Source organism: Anaerobacillus sp. CMMVII (assembly GCF_025377685.1).
Lineage (GTDB): Bacteria > Bacillota > Bacilli > Bacillales > Anaerobacillaceae > Anaerobacillus.
In genome coordinates, this window is sequence record NZ_JACEHK010000008.1 from 241,206 (window position 1) to 262,173 (window position 20,968).

Consider the following 20,968-nt stretch of genomic DNA (forward strand, 5'->3'; position numbering starts at 1 on the left):
CTGATACAATGTCAAGAAAATAGACACTGTGAATTGGGATATTCATATTTTTTCTACCGCACTTCGCTAGGTGGTTACTATATCAAGTTAAGGGGTGTAATCCTTAAATTCCAATTTTAGAAAGGCGTCTGTTGTTGTGATTTGTTAAACTAGGTACTATGCTGTTTAATTCTGAGATAAACGTGAAATAATTTTAATAGAGAAAGGGGAGCTTTTAGTTGCAAATCTATTTTTCACCGGAATTTATTAGTCAGAACGCGCAAGTTTTAAATATTGTTACCGATCGAAACGAGGCCATTGGTTACTTATCATTTTTAATTGAAGAAGATAAAATGTATGTTTTTAGTCACTTGCAGGAAGAAGGGGTCTGCGAAGATTATAAAGACCTTGTAAAACCTTATCTACAAGGCTTAACAAAGATTAAACCAGACATCGAAGTAATGACGTTTTTAGCTGTTGGTGGTAAAAAAGTTGATATTGAATTAGATAAGGAGTGAAGGCTTCAATCGTAAACATTTGGACTAATGGACAATAGTCCAAATGTCTGCCTTTGCATTTTTCAGTAAATTAAAAAGAATGCCCCCGAGACACTTGATATACCTGCCTGAATGAAAAAAATACATCCTCTAGTCCTAAGAGCTTGTTTCAGTGAATACAATGTACAAGCGGTGTGTTTGTCCCGCTTACTGAACACTTTAGTGACTGGAGGATGTTTTATCATGAGTGTTATTATTGGTTACATATTTTTAGGTCTGTCTTTAGCTGCACCAATTGGTCCTGTAAATGCAGCTCAACTTGACCGTGGGATTAAAAATGGATTTTTTCATTCATGGCTTGTTGGACTAGGAGCAACAATCGCTGATGGAGTTTATATGCTCCTTGTCTTTTTAGGTGTTGTCCATTTCCTCGAGATCCCCTTTATGCAAACATTCCTTTGGTTATTTGGTTTCTTTGTCTTAGTTTACACAGGATTTGAGAGCATTTTGGGTGCAAAGGAAGCTGCAACTCAAGAATACCGTGATCGTGAAAAGGAAAGTTATTTTAAGTCATTTTTATCTGGATTTTTTATTTCTTTGTTCAATCCATTAACCATCCTTTTTTGGTTAGGTATTTTCGGTTCAATTTTAGCAAAAACAGTTACAACAAACGATCTTAGCACCGTACTGCTTTATACAGGAGCAATTTTTCTAGGGATCACTGTTTGGGATATTACAATGGCGATGCTTTCGAGTAATTTACGCAGATTCCTCACTAGTAAATTCCTAGTAGCAATATCAGTATTATCAGGGATCTCGTTGATCGGATTTGGCGTATATTTTGGTATTCAAGCGGCTACTGTTTTATTTTCGTAAATACAGAGGGCATTTTCGGTTTCTTTGGTTTTTTCCAGTGTTGTTTCATGAAGAGAGTAACGATAGCAATTATCCCAACAAAAGCGATACTAACAAAAAAACCTGGGCGACTAATTCCATGAAACAATGTACCAAAAACAGCTAACATAACTAAGGCAAATCCAAAGAAACGTTTTACATTGTCAACTGTGGTTAATTCATGGATACGTCCGTAGGAACCAATAATAAACAACCAATTATACAAGAGCATTAAGCCAGCGGCAGTAGTAATATACTCATAAATTCGACCAGGCATGATGATTGCTAAAATGATAGAAACAATGATACCGGCAGTTGTTAAAAGAATGGCATTTATAGCAATTTTATTGTTTTTGACTCTTTTAGCTAAACCTGCCGGTGCATCCTCATCTTCTGCCAAGGTTACTAAAATTCGGATGACTGCAAATAAAGAAGCGACCATTGTTGAAAAGCCAGCAATAATAAAAACACCGTTAAAGATATGAGTAACAAATGGAACGTTATAATTGGCTAAAGACGTGACAAATGGACTGGTGTCTGTTGTAATCGTATTAACCGAAACCATAATTAAAGCTAGTCCAATTGAAGCGATATAAAGACCTGTAAGTGATAGAAGCATAACTTTTCCAGCTTTTGTTGCTTCTTTCATATCTGTCAAGCGAATAGCCAGTAGTCCTACGATTTCAATTCCACCAAATCCATAAAAACCGAAGATTAATGAAGGTAAGAAACCTCGAATTCCATTAGGGAAAATACCATCGTACGTTCTAGGAACGGTTACTTCCGCATCTGCCCCACCGAAAACACCAAATAAGGCAACAATGGCTAAGATGATGAACATAACGATAGCTGCAAGCTTTAGGACGGCCAATAAATTCTCAACTCTGTCAAACCCGCTCGGCCCTGCCAAAATAACCAGTAATCCTAAAGCTGCATATCCACTAGCAAACACCCACAAAGGAATCCCTGGAAACCAAAACCTCGTAAAAATAGATAATGCCGTCATTTGGCTGCCCATTATTAACATTTCAGAAAGGAAATACACCCAACCACTACTAAAACCTGCCCAGCGACCGTAAGCTTTTTTTGCGTATGTACGAAATGACCCTTTTTGCGGATCGGCAATCATCATTTTTGCAAGTGCTTCATAAACAAAATAAGTCCCTAACCCAGCGAGAGCGTAAGATAAGAGCACCGAAAAACCGGCCATATCTATAGCAATACTGGATCCAAGAAAAAAACCTGTTCCGATTGTACATGCAACACCTAATAAAGATAATTGCCACCATTGTAATGGTTTTTCTTGCTTTTCATTAGAACTCGCCTTCAACACAAACTCCCCCTTTTTTCATTCCTTTATTTTTCGATAAAAGTGGGGAGTTTATGTAAGACTCTTTTTGTTTTAGGCTCTTTTCATTGGTTTACCTTCGAATGTTAGAAAAGCTGCCACTGAGACCTTGATATTTCTTGTAATTACTTACTGTTTTTAAAGCAACAAATTCCGAGAAATAAGCCTTGTTTTAAAAAATGAAAAGAAGGGACATTTTTCAATTGATGATAGAGTCGATGTCCCAAGGTCTCTGAGTCTATTCCAAAACTTGTAAGGATTTACGGGAAAATGAAAGTGTTAGAAGTAGAAGTAGTGAACAGTAATTGTTGCTGAAATTGTAATCTCTCCGGGTTGAATTGGTGTTGATGCTTCTGCCTTTGCGAGCATTGTAGTTGCAAATGGTACAGGAGGTGGTGGGGTTAAAGTTTCTTCAATCTTAAAAGGGACAGGATTAAGGTTCACAGGTAAATTTGCTGTTAATGCAGTTGCTTTGGTAAAAGCATTGTTTAGCGCTAATTTTAGGGCCTCGTTATAGTAGGCTTCAGGTTGTGAAACGGTAAACTCAATATTTGTAACAGTATTTGCCCCTTGACTAACCGCTAGGTCAACAATTTGACCGGTTTGAGCAATCTGGTTAATGGTGATCTGAAGTTGATGAGTTACTTGATAGCCTCGAAATTGTTGAACCCCATCACGGTAATCATATAATGGCTCAATACGATAAACAACAGTTTGGATATTTTCCTGTGGAATGCCTAGTTGTGTTAAAGAAGAAATGACATTCGTCGTGATTTGTGAATTTTCTGCTTGAGCCTGTTGCAGGTTTACATTTTCCGTAATTACCCCAAGAGTAATTTTCGCTTGATTTGGAGAAACCGAAATTTTACCTTCACCCGAAACTTTTAAACACTTTGTGAAAACCTGAGGATAGTACATGGAATCAACTCCTTTGTAGAGGATTTATATTAACGTATTTCTAGTGTGAAAAATTAAGAACACCCTTCATTAAATTTACAATACGATTTGAAATATTAGGGACGAGGAAACAAGAAGTTCTGAGGACTAGTCGCATCCTTTACCATTTCAATAACCAGTATTTTATAGGAGAAATTTGAAGAAAGTCTCTTTACCCCGGTGAGGTTATTAGGATCTATATTACAGTTATTTACAACGAAACAATGTTATGTTACATTGTTATTAACAAAATGAGTAAATGGAGGTGAACAACTTGGATGAACAGTTAATATCAAAAAAAGATTTACTGAATGAAACAGGGATTTCTTATGGTCAATTATATCGCTGGAAACGAAAAAATTTAGTTCCTGAAGACTGGTTTATTCGAAAATCAACATTTACAGGGCAGGAAACGTTTTTTCCGAGAGAAAAAATCTTAGAACGTATTGATAAAATCATTAATTTAAAGGATGGTTTATCCTTAGATGAATTAGCTGATATGTTTTCGGATAGTCCAACAGAGCTTACGTTATCAAAAGATGAGTTGACAAAACGTAACATTGTTTCGAAAGTTGCGCTATCTTGCTTTTTCGAAAGTTTAGGTGAACGCAAGGAATTTTCTTTTGAATTAATACTTTATGTATATGTCCTAGACGAACTACTACAAAGTGGGGAAATCGGGTTAGTAGAAGGGAAGCAAGTCTTGCAAACATTGAAGGATCACTATTCAAAATTTGGTCAAAGAAGTTGTGAATTAGTGTTGGTCAGAAAAATGGGAATTGCAATGGTCTTTTTAATCTCTAGTAGTGAAGAGTTTTTTATTGAAGGAACCGCTAAGATTGCGGTCAGATTACCGATGAGTAAGGTGATTGAAAGTTTGAAAAAGAAAATCATTGTGGGAGGGGTGAACTAGTGGCGGATATTAAAATTTTTGGGGAAGGTAGCTCTAAAGGTGGTATCTTCAAAAAAGTACGGATATTTGGGCAAGGAAGAATTACCACTGATATTAACTGTGATCAAATCAAAGTGTACGGTGACGGTTCATTTTCTGGAAATGCTTCGGTAGATCAGTTTACAATGTTTGGGTCAGTTTCAATGAAGCAAAGCTTAAATGCACAAGTGGTGAAAGTATTCGGTAGTCTAGATGTAGAAGAAAGTTTGACGTGTGATAAGGCGAAAATAAAAGGTTTTGCGAATGTGATAGGTGATATCTCACTAGAAAATCTTCATGTCGTGGGTGGATTAAAAGTGAAAGGTCTTTTAAATGCAAATCAGCTAACGATGAATTTGCAGGTAGCCAATAGTGAGATTAATGAAATCGGAGGTGAAACGATCACGATCAAAAGTAGAAGTTTAAACCCATTCAAACCTAAACACCGTCTTGACGTTAAGGTTGTTGAAGGAGACAAAATCTATTTGGAACACACGGTGGCAGCTATTGTCCGTGGCAATGAAGTGACGATTGGGCCCAATTGTGAAATTAAAAGTGTGGAATATAGTACGTCATTAAAGAAAATTTCAACATCACAAATTGATCTGGAGAAAAAAATCAACTAAAGAGGTGAGAGAAATGGAAACTGAAAAAATAGGCGATTTGATTATTAATGGAAATGGCAGCACTGCTGGTGGAACATTTCAGAAAGTTAGACTTAATGGGAATGGCAAGGTGAACGGTGATATTGAGTGCCTTGATTTTGAAAGTAATGGTTCTAGCAAGCTAGAGGGAAAACTTATTGCAAAGAATACTGTTATTAATGGAAGTGGTAAGTTTTTAGGTGATGTAACCTCAGAGCAAATTCGCGTTCATGGAAGTTCAAAGATTGAAGGAACTTTATCTTTTAAATATTTAGAAGTGAAGGGTGCAAGTAAAGTGACTGGCGCAGTTAAAGGCGAGAAATTATTCGTAGCTGGTACTTTGTCAGTAGGTGAGGATTGCGAAGCCGAAGAAGCTAATTTTCAGGGGGGATTTACGATTGATGGTCTTCTTAATGCTGATAAGATTACTGTACGATTGCATGGTAGGTCCATAGTAAGAGAAATCGGTGGCGAAACGATTAAAGTTACCAAAGCTAGTAGTACGATACTCGGTTTAGAGAGATTTATAAAAGTACTTTCCCGTGAATTAGTTGCTGACGTCATTGAAGGTGATCTTGTAGAACTAGAATATACGAAAGCTAAAGTTGTCCGCGGGAATATCATTAAACTAGGGTTGGGTTGCGAAATTGACCTTGTTGAATATAAAGATGAATTACAAATAAATAAACAAGCAGTAGTAAAGGAAAGTATAAAAATTGATTAATTAAGGGATTGCAAGGGGGACTTTGTTGACATTTGTATTATGTATTTGTACAGTAGATTCCGAAGTCCTTTATACATATTATTAATGGAGGTTTTATTAATGAGTACACCAGACATTCGTAAAGTCATAGTATTAAATGCACCGATCCAAAAGGTTTGGAAAACGGTGGCTACTTCAGAAGGTATTCAATCTTGGTTTATGGAAAATGATTTTAAACCAGAAGAAGGATTTATATTTTCGATCCAATCTCCTTTTGGACCAACATCTTGTAAGGTTCTAAAAGTTGATGAGCCTAATGAAGTGGTTATCACTTGGGGAGAAGCTGGATGGGTAGTATCTTTTGAGCTTAAAGAGCAAGGTGAGCAAACAGAATTTACTCTTGTGCATTCTGGATGGGGCGCTCCTGATGAGAAAGTACAAGGACCAGGTCCGGATATGACCAATTTACAAATCCGAACAACGATGGATATGGGCTGGGATGGGATTTTAAATAACGGTCTTCGTAATGCAGTTGAGGGTTAAAATTCAATAGTTCTTTTAAAATGAGCTTGGACTGGTTCCAGGTTCATTTTGCATATGAGCGGAATGCTGGTGGAGGAATTGCTTGGAATGCAAAGTTTGGTCCTAGGGGTAGAGTTTTTATAAAATGGAGTGCTAAGAATGGCTACTAGGGCACAATTTTGCAGAAGTTATAATGGAACGCTTTCTTATAAGTATGTCACTAAAGTAACCAAAATTAAATCTATAAGTTCTTCATTATTTCGCAACTATATTTTATTGATATAGCATGGCTAGGTAATTATATTCACTTAATCTAAAAGGATTTTTAATAAATTTGACGAATGTAAACTACTACAACAGATAGAGAAGGGGGATCAGAGTTGAGTTTAATAAACTGGAGTGAATTTGAAAGCTATGTAACAAGGACAATGAAACAAAATCGGATTCCGGGTTGTGCAGTGGCTGTTTCGTATAATGGCACGGTAATTTATAAAGAGGGGTTTGGTTACAGGGACATGATCACCAAAAGGCCGGTAACTCCAGAAACGATATTTGGTATTGCTTCCGTTACAAAATCCTTTACGGCATTGGCGATTATGAGACTTGAAGAAGAAGGTCTTTTATCAGTAGATGATCCTGTTATAAACCACTTACCGGATTTTAAATTAGTGGGAGTAGAAAATATAAGTAGCATAAAAATACACCATTTACTGACTCACACCACTGGACTTGCACCGATGTTTCGGAGGGAAGAGTTACGAAAACTAAAGCATCATATTGCCTATCTGGCAGAAAAAGAATATGAACGCTTAGGTGAGCCTGGGGAGTATTTTAGTTACTGTAATGATACGTTTCTGCTTCTTGGGGCCATCATCGAAAAATACACCGGCAAGCTTTATCGCAGACATGTGACAGAGTCTATATTAAATCCTCTAAAAATGTATCGTTCTACACTAAGTATTGATGAGTTGGGAAAATATGAAAATGTCTCAATTCCATATGATCACAATAAAAAAACTGAACAGCTAGAGGAAAAACCTTGGCCGAAGCTTGGGAATTATGAAATTGGTGGAGGAATCAGATCTACTGTTTTAGATTTACTAGAATATGGACAAGTATTCTGTAATGATCATAATACTTTAGTTTCTAAAGACACTGTCCAAAAAATGTGGGAAAATCCTTTCAAAATTTCAAGGAATACATATTACGGGTACGCCCTACAGGTAACGCCGAATTATCATGAGAAATCTACGTTAATTGAGCATGGTGGAGGGCAACCGGGGGTATCATCGCACTTTGGCTTTATACCTGAAGAAAAGCTAATCGTATCTGTACTTTGTAACGTATCTAATGTTCCAGTGGATGAGATTTGGTTAGCTGCAGTGAACACAGCGCTTGGGCTATCAATGGACATGAAACGTTCGCTGGAGCCAACGTTTGATATTTCACCAGAGCGGCTCCTAAAATTTTTAGGTACCTATGATTCATCTGAAGGTGGAAAAGCGGTGATTTACTTAGAAAACGGAAAGCCAATGCTAGAGGTGAATGAAGAACTATATTCGTTACGGGCAAGTGATCAAAATACCCTAGTTATTGAGCTGAATGAACGTCCAATTAGATTTTTCATAAATAATGATGAGCCAGCCTGGGGTCTTTTGCTAGGCTATCGTTTGCTTACTAGAAAAAAGAGCTGGGTGCCAGGCACCTAGCTACTGTTTTTCTATTAGTTCGCTAATTACGAAAGCGAGCTCTTCGTTGCCGAAAATTGATAATACGGTGAGGAGTGTTTCATCAGGGATATCCTCAGATTCACCCTTTGGAACCGTAGATTCTATTGCTTTTTTTAGAGCAGGATTTTCTAGCTGTTGGGGATATGCACGTTGATAGATACCAAGTGGGTCTAAGTCATGGTTGATGCACCATTGTGCAAAAATAAGGATCATCATTTCTTCATCACGTTGGTAGTTTTCAATTACTTCGTTTTTCAATTAATTACACCTCTCTTAAGAATGATTATAATAAATTTTTGATGATAAATCTATTGACTCTCACGTTACGTGATCCTTTAAACTGAGGTTGGAAAGGAGGAAATGCATGAGAGTAAAGAAGTAGCAGACATCGTCGGGATAAGTGTGCGAACACTTCACCATTATGATGAGATTGGATTGTTACAACCAGATGAGCTTACTGAGGCTGGATATCGCATTTATTCTGAGTCTAATTTAGCGACACTCCAGCAAATCTTATTTTTTCGAGAGATAGGCTTCTCCTTAAAAAAAATTCGAGAGATCACCAGTAGTCCATCCTATAACCGTGTGGAAGCCTTGAATATTCAAAGAAGGATGTTACTTGAAAAACGAAGTCGTTTAGACAAAATGATTACTACGATTGAAAAGACAATACGACATGAAAAGGGAGAAATTGAGATGACAGCTAGTGATAAATTTACGGGATTTGATTTTGGGAAAAATCAATACGAAGAAGAAGCTCGTAAACGATGGGGAGATGCAGCAGTCGACAAAGCAAATGAAAGTGTGAAAAATACGAACGTTCAAGACGAGGTAAACGCGATCTATCGAAAGCTTGCGTCGTTACGGAATAAAGCCCCAGACTCAGATGAGTCACAGGCAACGATTAAATTATGGTATGATTGCTTAAATAATAACTTTGGAAATTATTCATTAGAGGCGTTTAAAGGCTTGGGGCAAATGTACTTGGCTGACAATCGCTTTACAGAAAATATTGATCAATTTGGTGCTGGCTTAGCAAAATTTATGAGTGAGGCTATGATCGTCTTTGCAGATCGAAATAAAAAGTAAGATATTTGAGCACTACAAATAGAAGGACTCCTCATGTGGGAGTCCTCCTATTATGTAATTAGTTGGCCAAACTCTTCTTCAAAATAAAAAGTTTGCGGGTGCTCTTTGACAGTATAAGAGTAACGTTTCATATTGGATACGTAACTAAATTTGCTAATTGTAACTGTTTCCCCAGTTGCCTTTAAAGTAACTTTGTCATTAGCTTGAAACTTATTTTTTCCTTTCAATTTAGTTACCTCCTTTCTTTAGGCTTTTCCTTATTGTCTCATACTTCGGGGGATTTTACATAAAACTTATTAGTTTTTTAATAAAAACTACAAACATGATGCTATTTTCAGATACTTCACTAATATAACTAGTATAAACAATAATTATTCAAGTTTAAAAAAACATAAATTTTCATGTTAAGGTTTCTTCAGAATGCGATCCACAAAATAAGCAATAGAGCGCATCATTTGTGCGCTCTATTGATAAAAAGAGATGTTACCGCATTAATTTGCGGCTAACAATTTTTCTCTTGTGGCTGTTATACACCAGGAGTTACCCAAGAAGCTCCAATAATTACTAACAAGATGAATAGTACCACGATTAAAGCGAAACCGCGGCCATAACCAGCTACAGGAGCAACCGGAGCACCAGTAAAGCAACCAGCACCAGCGCCGTATCCATATCCGTACATTAACAACACCACCTTCCCGAGAAGATATTACAGTCTATGCATGAAGGTCTATCTGGGTATTAGGTAATTGCGGAAAAAGAAATAAATGGGCGGTTTTACTGATAATTTTGGAAGGACTTAAATAGAGTAATAATGTAAAAACTAAACTAAAATTTACGTTTGATCTCCTCTCAACATACTCGTACTTATACATAGAAGGGAGATAGATAATGATGATGGATAGGCTTGAGAGTCTTTACCCGCAAGCAGTCGAACATACAAAAATCAAAGTGTTTGAAGATATAGATCGTTATCTTGAAGTGAAAACCGAATCGCCGAGTTTTGATCAGTATGTGAAAGAACGTTATCAATATATTGGACAAATTTGGTTTAATATCTGGCTTAATATGACAAATAACGATGTTCCTAGGAAAGAAAAAAAGCGTTTCTTAAATGAAAAAGGCTATGAGGTTGAAGGGGTAGACAAAAAGCTAATCAATAAACTTTTTCGAAATGAAATGATGTTATTTCCTCCTTTTGAGGTTATGGAATGGCTGAATACTCAATTTTTAACCGACAATGAAGCATGGGAGCTTAAGTATCCAATTGCAAGGTCCAAGTATTTAAAACGAGAAGAAGCAGAGCGATTAGCTGAGAAAAAACACTTGCTTTTTCATGAGATTGAAGAAACAACAACCAACGTCATTGATGAAGATTATGATGTATTTTATCTATTTGTAAGGAATTATCTTGCAAGAAGTTTGGTAAATGATATCAAAGATAATCCGAAATATTCGACAGTTGAAGAGCCTTATATGATTGAAGAGAAGTTGGTTCCCTTAGGAAGCTTTGATACGACAAAATACACAACGATGGAAACATTTCTCCAGGAGTTAACAGGTTCTGTTCATAAGGTTCATCAATGGGAGTATGAAACATACCACTCCCGTTACCAACTACTCCTAGAAAAATATATCAAAGACCTCGTTTCGAATTGGATTTTGGACAAATTGGCTCCAAATGTTCTAAGTCAATATAAAGAATTGATGGGTGAAGAGCTAACGGCTAAGCTCCTTCATGAAATTTTGGACGATTATTATTTTGCATTAATGTCAGATTTCTTTATTAGCATTGAAGAGGAATACGTTGAGGATTTATTAAAGCTAGCTAGTATTCCCTTTGATATAAATGTCCATCAACAGGTTTATGAAGCAGATTTACAAGAACGCGAACGGAGAAAGCAAGAAGAATTAGCTGAAATAGAACGGAAAAAAGCTGAAGAAGAGCGGATGTTAGAGGATATTTTTGGTCGTGAATATACCCCTTCAACTGGAAGGAATATTCGTTATGTGCTGCATATTGGTGAAACAAACACTGGCAAAACTCATCATGCTTTAAAACAAATGATAAAGGCAGAAACTGGGCTTTATTTAGCGCCACTACGGCTGTTGGCTTTAGAGGTTTATGATAAGTTAAACAAAGAAGGTATTCCTTGTGGGCTTAAGACAGGTGAAGAAGAGAAAGAGGTGGACGGAGCAAGTCACCTCTCATGTACAGTGGAAATGTTCCATGAAAAATCGTTTTATGACATTATTGTCATTGATGAGGCTCAGATGATTGCAGATAAAGATCGTGGATTTTCATGGTACAAAGCGATAACAAAGGCCAATGCAAGTGAAGTCCATATCATTGGAAGCTGGAATTCAAGAGAGATGATTATTCAACTTTTAGGTGATTCCGAAATTGAAATTCATGAATATTCACGTGACATTCCTCTAGTCGTTGAGAAAAAGGAATTTAACATTAAGCATACTAAAAAAGGCGATGCTCTTGTTTGTTTTTCAAGAAGGCGAGTTCTAGAAACTGCGTCAAAACTTGAAAATGATGGTCATTCGGTTAGTATGATTTACGGTAGTATGCCACCAGAAACGCGCAAGAAACAAATTGAGCGTTTTAATAATCGAGAAACAACGGTTATTGTGGCTACAGATGCAATTGGGATGGGGCTAAACCTTCCAATCCGGCGAATTGTTTTTTTAGAAAATGAAAAGTTTGATGGAACTAGAAGGCGAAGGTTAACCTCACAAGAAATCAAGCAAATTGCTGGGCGTGCTGGTCGGAAAGGAATTTATGATGTCGGGAAAGTAGCTTTTACGAAAGATATTAGAACGATGGAAAGGTTATTAGAGCAAGAAGATGTGCTCATTTCTCAGTTTGCGATTGCACCAACGAATGCGATTTTTGAGCGGTTTCAGAAGTATTATCGTGATCTCGGCAAATTTTTTGAGATGTGGTATAAGTTTGAAAGTCCTAAAGGTACAAAGAAAGCTTCGTTGGCGGAGGAACGCGAGCTTTATGCAACGATTCGCGATACGGAAGTAGAGGCACGGCTTCCAATGATGGATCTCTACGGTTTTTTACACCTACCTTTCTCGAAAAAAGATCCGGAGCTGATCAAACAATGGCGAGATACAATGTTTGCGATTGTTAGAAGAAAAGAGCTCCCAGAACCAGTTGTGAAAAAAGGTACGTTAGAAGACCTTGAGCTTTCTTATAAAGCATTGGGGTTACACCTTCTATTTTTGTATCGGTTAGGACGTGGTACAGAAGCGATCTACTGGGAGCGTCTTCGCGGAGAAATAAGTGATTATGTACATGAACGCTTAAAAACAGACGTCAAGACATTAACGAAAAAATGCAAGAGCTGTGGAAAGATCTTACCTTGGGATTTCAATTTTCCGACCTGTGATGCTTGCCATGCCTATAAAAAGAAACGTAATGACGGCTATTATCAAGATTATTAAAGACAATAAGAAAAACGCAAGCGCCCGAGGAAAAAGTGTAGTGCTTTTTCCCTGTTAAGCCCCGACTAGCAATTCTTCGAGAAAAAAAGTGTGCTCTTTCACTTTTATTCTAGGAAAAAGGAAGTTCACTTTTTCTTTCGAAGGTTATTTGACCTCGAGGGGCAACTCTGGATTGATTTCGCTTTGAAAGTTCACTTTCCTTTATTATCTAATGATATAACCTATTTACATTATTTATCGATGAAAGTGAACTTTCTTTGGGGCTGGGCGGTGCTCCTGCGTCACTACGTTTACTCGTCGCAAAACCTGCAATGAAGTAACTTCATTGATGTGTCTTGGAGCTAGACAGTTATTACGTTGAAATTTTATGTTTTCTTATCTTTTGAAAAAGTATAAAAAGCAAGGAGCCGCTATGTGGACCCTTGCTTTTTTCATACCTTTCGTTCACATTCTTTTATAGATCATTTTGAGAAGATTTTCTAAATGTCTTTGAGTCTAGGGACCTCAGCTCCTCGGTAGCTTCTGTCAGGGCTAAGCAAGGAAAAAGCGTCTATACTTTTTCCTAGGCGCTTTTGCTTTCTAACAAAGTTTGTGGTAATAATATGCAGCTCCTAAAATGATCAATAAGATGACAACGACTACAATCAGAGCAGCCCCAAAACCTGAACCATGCCTAGGCGGAGGATAAACTGGTAGATAAGCAGGGACAGGAGTAGGACAGCATGGATTATACATTGGTGTATCTGAATAAATAGGTGCACCATAGTAGCCCATACAAACACCCCTTTCTTAGGTTATAGTACAAATTATGAAAACGATTGGTCATGTGATACAGAAAGGTATTGGAATGGGCTTTTAGGATAAATGCAACCATTTTGGGAGGATGACATATACTATTTCATCAACGTATTTGGAGGCAAACTATGTTTCATAGACATATTGTAAAACGTGGAGAAACGTTAACCAGTATCTCAGAGGATTACCGCGTTCCTGTTCAAACCATAATCTCTGAAAATAATATTACCAACCCAAATGTCATTTTTGTTGGTCAGCAATTGATCATTCCAGGAGTACCAGACCCGAATTTAATCAATTTCTCTATTGTAGTCTCGATAGGAAATCGTAATTTAACGTTGCGAAAAAATCAGACAGTCATCAAGACATATCCAATTGCTGTAGGGAGAATACTGCACGAAACACCAACTGGCGAATTTATCGTCATTAACAAGGCGCCTAACCCTGGTGGGCCGTTTGGGACGATGTGGATGTCGTTATCAAAGAAACATTATGGAATTCATGGAACCAACGATCCTTCTTCTATAGGTAAAGCTGTATCAAAAGGGTGTATTCGAATGTATAATCACGATGTCAACGAACTAGCCAGTACAATCCCAATTGGTACGCGGGTAATAATTCGGCCCTGAAAAATAGTAACAAATTCTTGTCCATTTTTTCATGTTTCTGTGTTAAGATAGATCGGGCGGAATGTCTAAATGTAGTTTTTTCGCTAATTTCACTTTGCCATGATTAAGGATGAGACTTCTAATGAGAATTAACAAGTATATTAGCTTAACTGGATATTGTTCGAGAAGAGAAACTGAGCGATTAATTGCAGCTGGCAGAATTACGATTAATCAATTGGTTTGTGACCACGATGATACGGTTGAACCAGGAGATCTTGTTCTGATAGATGGCAAGACAATTAAAGGGAAACAAGAAAATGTTTACATTATTTTAAATAAACCTGCGGGTATTACTTGCACAGCAAATAAAGATGTAAAGAGCAATCTTATAGATTTCATAAATTACCCTGAACGGATTTTTGCCGTTGGTAGACTTGATAAAGAATCTGAAGGGTTGTTGTTAATGACTAATGATGGTGACATTGTCAATGAAATTCTACGGTCTGAAAACAATCATGAGAAAGAATATTTAGTTACCTGTGATCGGTTAATTACCGATGAGTTTATCCAGGGAATGTCTGAAGGTGTCCAAATTTTAAATACAACCACAAAGCCTTGCTACGTTAGTAGGATTAGTGACTATGAATTTCGAATTATATTGACGCAGGGACTTAACCGACAGATTAGGAGAATGTGCAAAGTATTCGGGTATAGAGTAGAGCGACTTCAACGCGTTCGTATTATGAACCTAAAGCTAGGAGACCTTCCTGTTGGGGAGTGGCGTTACTTAACCGCCGAAGAATTAGGCGAGCTAACTGCTTTGTTGGATTAACAAGATCATTTGACGCATCTAAATTTAGATGCGTTCATTTTTTTATTGTTTGTGAAGTTGTTCACAAATCATTCAAAAAGCTGACGAAACCTAGACAAATTTGTATATTTCCATCGAAACCTACTGTGATATAGTAAAAGTAAGAAAAAAATATTATATAAAACAAGCAAATCAGAGGAGTGTTGACAAATGAGAATCGTCAATTTAGTAGGAAAAGCATTACTTGGATTTATGGTAACATATCTTTCAATTTTTGCCGCACTTATCGTATTACCATCATTTTTAGGTGTTCTAGTTAACCTTTACGCAGGTGACTTCCAAAATGCAGGTACATTATTTTCAGTTTTAGTTTGTGCAGCTGTATTAAGTTCAAATTTTATCATGAAGCACCTACGAAGTTTAAATATTATTCCAGTAAAATAAGCTTTTTTTAAAAATCATAATGTGAAATGTTGAGCATATATAACATCAAACGAAAACCTGTTTCTACTAATGACAATTAGCAGAGCAGGTTTTTCATTTATGCTGGTTTATTAATAAACAGAGTATTTATATATAACCAAAAGAGACTTTATTTATAATAGTCCGTAACCTGAAAAGGTACTGTTTTCTCATTAAATGAGACAGAGAAAAACTCTTTTTTCTTTGGGTGGCCATTTGACTTGGTAACTCGAGTACGACAATTATTTATACGAAGGGCATCGCCAAGGCGATTGGATGGCTCGTCTAAATATAATTCCTTTACATGTATTTCTTTAATTTCATGTATATGTAAATTGATCGTAACTTGTTTCTCATTATTTGCATTCATACGTCTTTTAAGTTCTTCAACTAATTCTTGAAAAGATGTAATAGTATGTTCTTGAGTACTCATTGGTTAACACTCCCCTCATTTAAATATATTAAGCTAGTCCTATGTTTATTAAATAATTTTTATAAACGCTCTTCTCAAAAGCTTCACGCAAAGCGTGAAGAACCAAGCATTCGTAAAACCTAATAGCAACAATCTTTTAAAAAGAAGCGTTTTTAAAAGATTGTTGCTATTGTTCTACTATAAAATTTACTCACTCAAACAAATAAATTTAGACATTTTGTATTGATTTTCAAAATATTCATTTATAGATTACGCTCTTTTCTAAAGGCTGTTTAATTTCAAAAATTCATTAGATGAAGATATCACTCAATAATTTGAGTAAGAAAAGAGCACTACTTATTAAAATAAGTAGTGAAATCTTAGTATTTACTTAAGCAACAAACTTTGCGAAAACAGCCTTTCTAAATGTAACGAAATTTTTAAAAAGCCCTAGATTAATATCAATAGGAAGACGGTAATATTAGTATTAGGTTATAAAGAAACTCGAAGTGGGGGTGAAATGATGAACAGTCCTTGAGTGGTTACTGGTAAGGTCGTGTACGACCTAATTGATGAACGCTGGTTAAAGAAAAAACCACAACTAGGTAAGCCCTCGAATAAAGTGGTAGTAACTTTTGATGATGGGCCTAGCCGTCAACTTCCTGCTATATTAGATATCCTGGGTGAAAAAAGTGTTCCAGCCATCTTTTTTTGGCAAACAAAATTGTTACATCCTTTACGGCCGTGGCAACGAGTTATTGACGAAGGTCACGAAATTGGGTCTCATACGATTAATCATCAGAACTTAACGAAATTAACATTTAGCGAACAATTTCGGCAAATACTTAGTAGCATTACAAAAATTGAAAAAATAACAGGTAGGAAGGTTCGTTACTTTCGGCCGCCATTTGGTCAATACAATGAAGATACTATGGTAATCTTACAAGAATTAGGTTTAATCCCTGTGATGTGGGAAATCTCGTCTTACGACTGGGAAAATACAGCACAGTCAGAGGATATCATTAATAATGTAGTCAACTATACAAAGAGGGATTCAATTATTTTGCTGCACGAAACAAAGCAAACGGTAGTGGTTCTCCCTAAAATAATTGATGGTCTAAGAAATAAAGGGTTTGAATTTTCTCTCTTAGAATAACTCCTAGAGTTGTATTGGGGCACGAAAAGAAATGAGCCGTAGAGACAAATTCATTTGTCTCTACGGCTTTTGTTTACAAGAGAAAGGTGTGTAGTGCACGGAATAGCATTGATTAATAAGATAAGTTTTTAGCTTACGCCACAAGCTCGCTTGGAAGAACATTTGCTTGTCGGGGCTAAGCGGGGAAAAAGGACAACACTTTTTCCTAGGGAAAAGCACTTCGCTTTTCTATTAAGTAGTTCCGTTTCGGTGTAGAAACATGAGAAATAGCATACTAATTAGCAGACGCATATGAATTGGTCTCTTACTTTTTCCTTGTACATCAACCATTATTTGATATAAACTCATGAATTATCGCACAAAATCGCATCCAAAATAGCATAATGACAATAACTTTTGTCAACATGAAAATTCCTATGTTCAGAAAAATATTGGGGATGTAGATTTTTTTAAACAAATAGTAAAAAGACACTGAAAAAAAACAATATTTCCCCTCAGAAACCTAAATTTGAAATCATCGAGAATGTAATGGTTATTAGCATTAAGAACCATTTAAAAGATGGAGTAGATTTAGATATTTTAAAATTTTAAAACTTATTTACCGAACAATTGGAACTTTAGAAGAGAGCTGAACAAACAAGAAATAGAATTATTAACGCTTATGTAAGTGTCAAGGCATTTTATTTTGATTATAGAAATGAAATGAATACCATTTGGCGATGAATTATTTTACTAAATTTTTAGTGTTTTTACTGATATATGCAAAGTTAGCAGCGGTACACTAATAAAGTAATAAGGTTTACTTCAGTAAAATAAGGTATATTATATTTGTTGAATAGATTTTCTTTAAAGACAAGACAAAAAAAGTAGGTGAACAAAGTGGGAAATATCAATTGGATGCCAAAGGTAAGGTAGCTGTGACAAAGTTTCATGAAAAACAGACGCCTGCCAAATTTGATAAAAAGCAGCAACTTGAAAAAATACGTGCGGAGTATTTGAAAAAGAAGCAAAAACAAACAGATAAATAATATGAATAAAAACATAGGAAGACTAATCTCCCTATGTTTTTCTTATTGAAGTTCTTTTTTTAATTGATGATAGAGTTTATTTCTATCAGGAAATGAATATGAAGGAAATAAGTGATGTCCTCAATATTAGTATAAATACCGTTAAATCAAGACTGTTACGCGGAAAAGATGCTCTAAAAAGAAAACTTGAAAGGGGCGGTAAACTTGAATAACTTTGATAAGAAAATATCAGAAAAAGTGAAAAGTTATTTAGATAACAATGTTGAATTTACGACTGAAGATAGCGAAAAAATTCAAATGAAAATTCAACAAGGTATTCATAAATCAAAAAAGTTTAATCCGTTCTATTGGACAGCATTGGCTTCTGCTGCAGCTATTTTTCTTATAGTAAGCATATCTTTTCTAAAAGTTCCCCTTGTAGGTCCAAAAAACGAGCAGGCTGTACAAAATTCTGGTAATGAAGGGGAAGAATTATCCGTAGACCTGTTTGACATTGCAGAAATGAATATAGGTGCTGAAATGCCTAGACTTTTATATGCTGATGATAAAATAGCGGTGATCGATGGGACATTTGGAGTCATTGTATATAATATGCATGATTCAATGGTTACGAATCGGATTTCGTCTGAACATATGAAGTCATATGACATCTCCATGATGGTAGCATCTGTTTCTCAAGATGGTACAACAATCTATATTGGAAATGATGACATGTCTTTTACTAACGATATTCCATTTACCCATCAATACAATGTTAGCTCTAGAGTCATCAAAGAAATAAATGAACAGCCTTCAGATATGTTTACACCAAAAACTATTGAACAACCTGGTTATAATGAGCAGTACGATAAATATTTCGATTTACAATATCTTACTAGTGACAAAATTGTAGAGTTGAATAATTCGTTTATATATCTACGCTCCTCAGACTGGAATATGAAAAACCTACAAATCGCTATTTGCCACTATGAAGATGGTGAAAGCAAAGTTTTTGATGTGTTCAACTGAGAATTATAGCTAGCTGTCACATTATTCTTATATATGAGTTAATTTCATAATTAAGAGACCTTGCTGAATCAACTTAAATCGACAACGATGATCTAAAGTGATCTTTATGTTTTTGGAGCCCCAAAAATGAAATATATGTTTTCGAGGGGTATTCATTCGCTGTAAAGTAGTTTCAAAATATGCATCAACTTACCATCCTTTACTTCGTAGGTCAACAAATGGAACAAAAGAAGAGAAGGAGAACGCTTGGATAATAAAATCCAAGCGTTGTTGTTTACTATTTGCACTGTTAATAATGGTGCCAAACATATTGTGTTTTAGTAGGATATTTCATCTGTTATTTTAGATTTTCTCGACAGTATCGGAACTACTTACTTTTCTATTAAGCTGCTTTTTGTTTTGGCTTCGTTTTAACAGCTTTATCATTATACTTCGTTATGATCAAACCGACTAACCCTCCTACAAAAGCAGGAACTAGCCATGCTAAACCTAATTCAGAAAAAGGAAGTTGAATAATTAATTTGTCTAAAAGGTTTAGCTTTAATCCGTACATAGTTAGCCCTTCATAGCCACTAACCAAGCAAGTGAATAGGATGGAACCTTGGTACACAAGCTTTGACCCATTAAAGAAACGATGCAGGAATGCAAGCGAAACTAAGACGATTGTAATTGGATAAACCATAACAAGTACCGGGACTGATAAGGTAATGATTTGATTTAAACCGAGGTTAGAGACGAATAAACTAAAAAGAATGATAGCTGTAACACTCGTTTTGTAACTGACTTTTGTCGTATGTTTGGTTACGTATTGGCTACAAGCAATTGTTAAACCGATACATGTGGTAAAACAGGCAAGAAGAACTATAATTCCAAGCAGAACTTTTCCACTTGGTCCAAACAAAAGTTCTGCACCACTTGTAAGAATGGCACTTCCATTTCAAAACTTCCGTAGCTAGCCATTTTAACTCCCAGTAGTCCAATAGCGATGTAGACAAAGGCTAACCCTAGTCCGGCGATAATTCCTATTCGAACCGAATGTTTCATTAACTCGCCTTGGTCATGAATGCCTCGTTCCTTTAAGGCATTTATGACGATAATTCCAAAGGCGAGAGAGCCAATAGTATCCATCGTTAAGTATCCCTCTAAAAAGCCTGTGAAAAATGGAGCGGTGCTATATTTTTCACTAACCTCTTGGGCAGGACCATCTAGCTTAAAAAAGCTAGCAACTGCTAAGCTTACAATCGCAAGTAATAAAGCAGGTGTTAACCATTGTCCAACACGGTCAACAATCTTTGTTGGATTTAAGCAAACGACATAGACAAGAGCAAAGAAGATTAGTGTAAATAAAAATAAGGCAATTGATTCGAAGGTTCCACCTTGTACAAATGGTCTAAAGCCAATCTCATAAGCAACTGTTGCTCCTCGTGGGATTGCAAAAAATGGACCGATGGCAAGGTAAACCACTGTTATAAACACAAAACTAAATAATGGGTGAACACGACTAGCAAGGCCTTCAGCGCCACCTTTCACAAGAGCAATTGCAGCAATTGCTAAGATTGGTAGACCTACCCCAGTTAGCACAAACCCCATGATTGCAAGCCAAAAAGTCGTACCTGATTCCATCCCTAAAAATGGTGGATAAATTAGATTTCCAGCGCCAAAAAATAAAGCAAATAACATAAGTCCAATAAAAAAGTGTCTTTCGTTTTCATGATTTCCTCCTAAGAAATTAAGCTTTAAAATACTAAAAAACCCGCCCCATAAAAGGGACGAGTTAATCGCGATACCACCCTAATTCCGTAAATTACTCCATGAGTAATTTAAAACGGCTCTTCAGCAACATACAGTCATACGTGTTCCAATGTAACGGTGGAAAATTCCGGCAATAGCTTACTAGGTCTTTCAGCTTTGCATCTCAGAGATGATTTTCAGAAATAGCTAAACATTGACTTG

23 protein-coding genes, 1 pseudogene and 1 other annotated feature (1 of these 25 running past the window's edge) are annotated in these 20,968 nt (G+C 36.2%); of the genes and pseudogenes, 16 read left to right on the forward strand and 8 right to left on the reverse strand.

The genetic code is table 11. The annotated features are described in order from the left end of the window. Positions 1 to 218 precede the first annotated feature (218 nt). Both H1D32_RS11915 and H1D32_RS11920 read left to right on the forward strand, forming a co-directional pair. The gene (locus tag H1D32_RS11915) at positions 219 to 497 is read left to right on the forward strand and encodes a hypothetical protein (protein ID WP_261178514.1); all 279 of its coding nucleotides are present in this window, start codon (positions 219 to 221) and stop codon (positions 495 to 497) included. A gap of 222 nt (positions 498 to 719) precedes the next feature. Beyond that, the gene (locus H1D32_RS11920) at positions 720 to 1,352 is read left to right on the forward strand and encodes a LysE family transporter (protein WP_261178515.1); all 633 of its coding nucleotides are present in this window, start codon (positions 720 to 722) and stop codon (positions 1,350 to 1,352) included. On the opposite strand, the gene H1D32_RS11925 is transcribed toward H1D32_RS11920, so the two are convergent. Together H1D32_RS11925 and H1D32_RS11930 are read right to left on the reverse strand one after the other, a co-directional pair. After that, a complete protein-coding gene (locus tag H1D32_RS11925) occupies positions 1,333 to 2,700 on the reverse strand; it encodes an amino acid permease (RefSeq protein ID WP_261178517.1) in 1,368 nt (455 codons plus the stop codon). The genes H1D32_RS11920 and H1D32_RS11925 overlap by 20 nt on opposite strands. A 297-nt stretch (positions 2,701 to 2,997) precedes the next feature. After that, positions 2,998 to 3,636, reverse strand: a complete 639-nt coding sequence (locus H1D32_RS11930; RefSeq protein WP_261178518.1) for an SIMPL domain-containing protein — start codon at positions 3,634 to 3,636, stop codon at positions 2,998 to 3,000. Positions 3,637 to 3,928: 292 nt separating this feature from the next. Here H1D32_RS11930 and H1D32_RS11935 point away from each other — a divergent pair, with 292 nt between their 5' ends. From H1D32_RS11935 to H1D32_RS11955, 5 genes are all read left to right on the forward strand, one after another. Next, positions 3,929 to 4,567 (forward strand): YhbD family protein, encoded by a 639-nt coding sequence (locus tag H1D32_RS11935; RefSeq protein WP_261178519.1) that lies wholly within the window; start codon positions 3,929 to 3,931, stop codon positions 4,565 to 4,567. Further along, entirely contained in the window at positions 4,567 to 5,211 is a 645-nt protein-coding gene (locus tag H1D32_RS11940; RefSeq protein ID WP_261178520.1) for a hypothetical protein, read from the forward strand. Before H1D32_RS11935 ends, H1D32_RS11940 begins: the two co-directional genes overlap by 1 nt. 13 nt (positions 5,212 to 5,224) lie before the next feature. Then, positions 5,225 to 5,953, forward strand: a complete 729-nt coding sequence (locus H1D32_RS11945; protein WP_261178521.1) for a polymer-forming cytoskeletal protein — start codon at positions 5,225 to 5,227, stop codon at positions 5,951 to 5,953. Positions 5,954 to 6,052: 99 nt separating this feature from the next. Then, a complete protein-coding gene (locus H1D32_RS11950) occupies positions 6,053 to 6,475 on the forward strand; it encodes an SRPBCC family protein (RefSeq protein WP_261178522.1) in 423 nt (140 codons plus the stop codon). A 359-nt stretch (positions 6,476 to 6,834) separates the two neighbouring features. Next, entirely contained in the window at positions 6,835 to 8,163 is a 1,329-nt protein-coding gene (locus H1D32_RS11955; protein WP_261178523.1) for a serine hydrolase domain-containing protein, read from the forward strand. On the opposite strand, the gene H1D32_RS11960 is transcribed toward H1D32_RS11955, so the two are convergent. Next, the gene (locus tag H1D32_RS11960; protein ID WP_261178631.1) at positions 8,164 to 8,400 is read right to left on the reverse strand and encodes a hypothetical protein; all 237 of its coding nucleotides are present in this window, start codon (positions 8,398 to 8,400) and stop codon (positions 8,164 to 8,166) included. Between the two features lie 144 nt (positions 8,401 to 8,544). On the opposite strand from H1D32_RS11960, the gene H1D32_RS11965 reads away from it, so the two are divergent. Continuing rightward, entirely contained in the window at positions 8,545 to 9,273 is a 729-nt protein-coding gene (locus H1D32_RS11965) for a MerR family transcriptional regulator (protein ID WP_261178524.1), read from the forward strand. Between the two features lie 50 nt (positions 9,274 to 9,323). Here H1D32_RS11965 and H1D32_RS11970 read toward each other — a convergent pair whose 3' ends face one another. Further along, positions 9,324 to 9,500 carry a hypothetical protein gene (locus H1D32_RS11970; protein WP_261178525.1) on the reverse strand — a complete coding sequence of 59 codons (177 nt, stop codon included), beginning with the start codon at positions 9,498 to 9,500 and terminating at the stop codon, positions 9,324 to 9,326. 299 nt (positions 9,501 to 9,799) lie between these two features. Next, positions 9,800 to 9,952, reverse strand: a complete 153-nt coding sequence (locus H1D32_RS11975; protein WP_261178526.1) for a YjcZ family sporulation protein — start codon at positions 9,950 to 9,952, stop codon at positions 9,800 to 9,802. 215 nt (positions 9,953 to 10,167) lie between these two features. On the opposite strand from H1D32_RS11975, the gene H1D32_RS11980 reads away from it, so the two are divergent. Beyond that, on the forward strand, positions 10,168 to 12,735 hold the full coding sequence (locus H1D32_RS11980) for a DEAD/DEAH box helicase (protein ID WP_261178632.1): 2,568 nt from the start codon (positions 10,168 to 10,170) through the stop codon (positions 12,733 to 12,735). Positions 12,736 to 13,314: 579 nt separating this feature from the next. Here the strand turns inward: H1D32_RS11980 and H1D32_RS11985 are convergent. Further along, positions 13,315 to 13,509: a YjcZ family sporulation protein gene (locus H1D32_RS11985; protein WP_261178527.1), complete on the reverse strand. Its 195-nt coding sequence runs from the start codon at positions 13,507 to 13,509 to the stop codon at positions 13,315 to 13,317. A 149-nt stretch (positions 13,510 to 13,658) separates the two neighbouring features. On the opposite strand from H1D32_RS11985, the gene H1D32_RS11990 reads away from it, so the two are divergent. The 3 genes from H1D32_RS11990 to H1D32_RS12000 all read left to right on the forward strand — a co-directional run bounded on the left by H1D32_RS11990 (position 13,659) and on the right by H1D32_RS12000 (position 15,393). Further along, positions 13,659 to 14,159: a L,D-transpeptidase family protein gene (locus H1D32_RS11990; RefSeq protein ID WP_261178528.1), complete on the forward strand. Its 501-nt coding sequence runs from the start codon at positions 13,659 to 13,661 to the stop codon at positions 14,157 to 14,159. 121 nt (positions 14,160 to 14,280) lie between these two features. Further along, a complete protein-coding gene (locus H1D32_RS11995) occupies positions 14,281 to 14,970 on the forward strand; it encodes a pseudouridine synthase (protein WP_261178529.1) in 690 nt (229 codons plus the stop codon). Positions 14,971 to 15,159: 189 nt separating this feature from the next. Further along, entirely contained in the window at positions 15,160 to 15,393 is a 234-nt protein-coding gene (locus tag H1D32_RS12000; RefSeq protein ID WP_261178530.1) for a hypothetical protein, read from the forward strand. Between the two features lie 148 nt (positions 15,394 to 15,541). Here the strand turns inward: H1D32_RS12000 and H1D32_RS12005 are convergent, their stop codons facing one another. Further along, positions 15,542 to 15,844 (reverse strand): hypothetical protein, encoded by a 303-nt coding sequence (locus H1D32_RS12005; RefSeq protein ID WP_261178531.1) that lies wholly within the window; start codon positions 15,842 to 15,844, stop codon positions 15,542 to 15,544. Between the two features lie 517 nt (positions 15,845 to 16,361). Between H1D32_RS12005 and H1D32_RS12010 the strand changes: the two genes are divergently transcribed. From H1D32_RS12010 to H1D32_RS12020, 4 genes are all read left to right on the forward strand, one after another. Beyond that, the gene (locus H1D32_RS12010) at positions 16,362 to 16,979 is read left to right on the forward strand and encodes a polysaccharide deacetylase family protein (RefSeq protein WP_261178532.1); all 618 of its coding nucleotides are present in this window, start codon (positions 16,362 to 16,364) and stop codon (positions 16,977 to 16,979) included. 893 nt (positions 16,980 to 17,872) lie between these two features. Beyond that, entirely contained in the window at positions 17,873 to 18,007 is a 135-nt protein-coding gene (locus H1D32_RS12015; RefSeq protein ID WP_261178533.1) for a hypothetical protein, read from the forward strand. A gap of 62 nt (positions 18,008 to 18,069) precedes the next feature. Beyond that, a complete protein-coding gene (locus H1D32_RS25395; protein ID WP_396126182.1) occupies positions 18,070 to 18,219 on the forward strand; it encodes an RNA polymerase sigma factor in 150 nt (49 codons plus the stop codon). Continuing rightward, positions 18,212 to 19,015 carry a hypothetical protein gene (locus tag H1D32_RS12020; RefSeq protein ID WP_261178534.1) on the forward strand — a complete coding sequence of 268 codons (804 nt, stop codon included), beginning with the start codon at positions 18,212 to 18,214 and terminating at the stop codon, positions 19,013 to 19,015. The genes H1D32_RS25395 and H1D32_RS12020 overlap by 8 nt, the downstream gene beginning before the upstream one ends. A 382-nt stretch (positions 19,016 to 19,397) precedes the next feature. On the opposite strand, the pseudogene brnQ reads toward H1D32_RS12020, so the two are convergent. Beyond that, a pseudogene (gene brnQ / locus H1D32_RS25665) lies at positions 19,398 to 20,727 on the reverse strand (branched-chain amino acid transport system II carrier protein). Positions 20,728 to 20,777: 50 nt separating this feature from the next. Beyond that, positions 20,778 to 20,968 (reverse strand) — a binding site (T-box leader); it runs 61 nt beyond the window's last position.

What these genes read in the sequence shown, in the direction of transcription:
- H1D32_RS11975 (WP_261178526.1), bottom strand. Translation starts at nt 9,952, where the DNA reads ATGTACGGATATGGATACGGCGCTGGTGCTGGTTGCTTTACTGGTGCT.
- H1D32_RS11950 (WP_261178522.1), top strand. Translation starts at nt 6,053, where the DNA reads ATGAGTACACCAGACATTCGTAAAGTCATAGTATTAAATGCACCGATC.
- H1D32_RS11945 (WP_261178521.1), top strand. Translation starts at nt 5,225, where the DNA reads ATGGAAACTGAAAAAATAGGCGATTTGATTATTAATGGAAATGGCAGC.
- H1D32_RS11920 (WP_261178515.1), top strand. Translation starts at nt 720, where the DNA reads ATGAGTGTTATTATTGGTTACATATTTTTAGGTCTGTCTTTAGCTGCA.
- H1D32_RS12005 (WP_261178531.1), bottom strand. Translation starts at nt 15,844, where the DNA reads ATGAGTACTCAAGAACATACTATTACATCTTTTCAAGAATTAGTTGAA.
- H1D32_RS11995 (WP_261178529.1), top strand. Translation starts at nt 14,281, where the DNA reads ATGAGAATTAACAAGTATATTAGCTTAACTGGATATTGTTCGAGAAGA.
- H1D32_RS12000 (WP_261178530.1), top strand. Translation starts at nt 15,160, where the DNA reads ATGAGAATCGTCAATTTAGTAGGAAAAGCATTACTTGGATTTATGGTA.
- H1D32_RS11985 (WP_261178527.1), bottom strand. Translation starts at nt 13,509, where the DNA reads ATGGGCTACTATGGTGCACCTATTTATTCAGATACACCAATGTATAAT.
- H1D32_RS11960 (WP_261178631.1), bottom strand. Translation starts at nt 8,400, where the DNA reads ATGATGATCCTTATTTTTGCACAATGGTGCATCAACCATGACTTAGAC.
- H1D32_RS11965 (WP_261178524.1), top strand. Translation starts at nt 8,545, where the DNA reads ATGCATGAGAGTAAAGAAGTAGCAGACATCGTCGGGATAAGTGTGCGA.
- H1D32_RS11990 (WP_261178528.1), top strand. Translation starts at nt 13,659, where the DNA reads ATGTTTCATAGACATATTGTAAAACGTGGAGAAACGTTAACCAGTATC.
- H1D32_RS11930 (WP_261178518.1), bottom strand. Translation starts at nt 3,636, where the DNA reads ATGTACTATCCTCAGGTTTTCACAAAGTGTTTAAAAGTTTCGGGTGAA.
- H1D32_RS11980 (WP_261178632.1), top strand. Translation starts at nt 10,168, where the DNA reads ATGGATAGGCTTGAGAGTCTTTACCCGCAAGCAGTCGAACATACAAAA.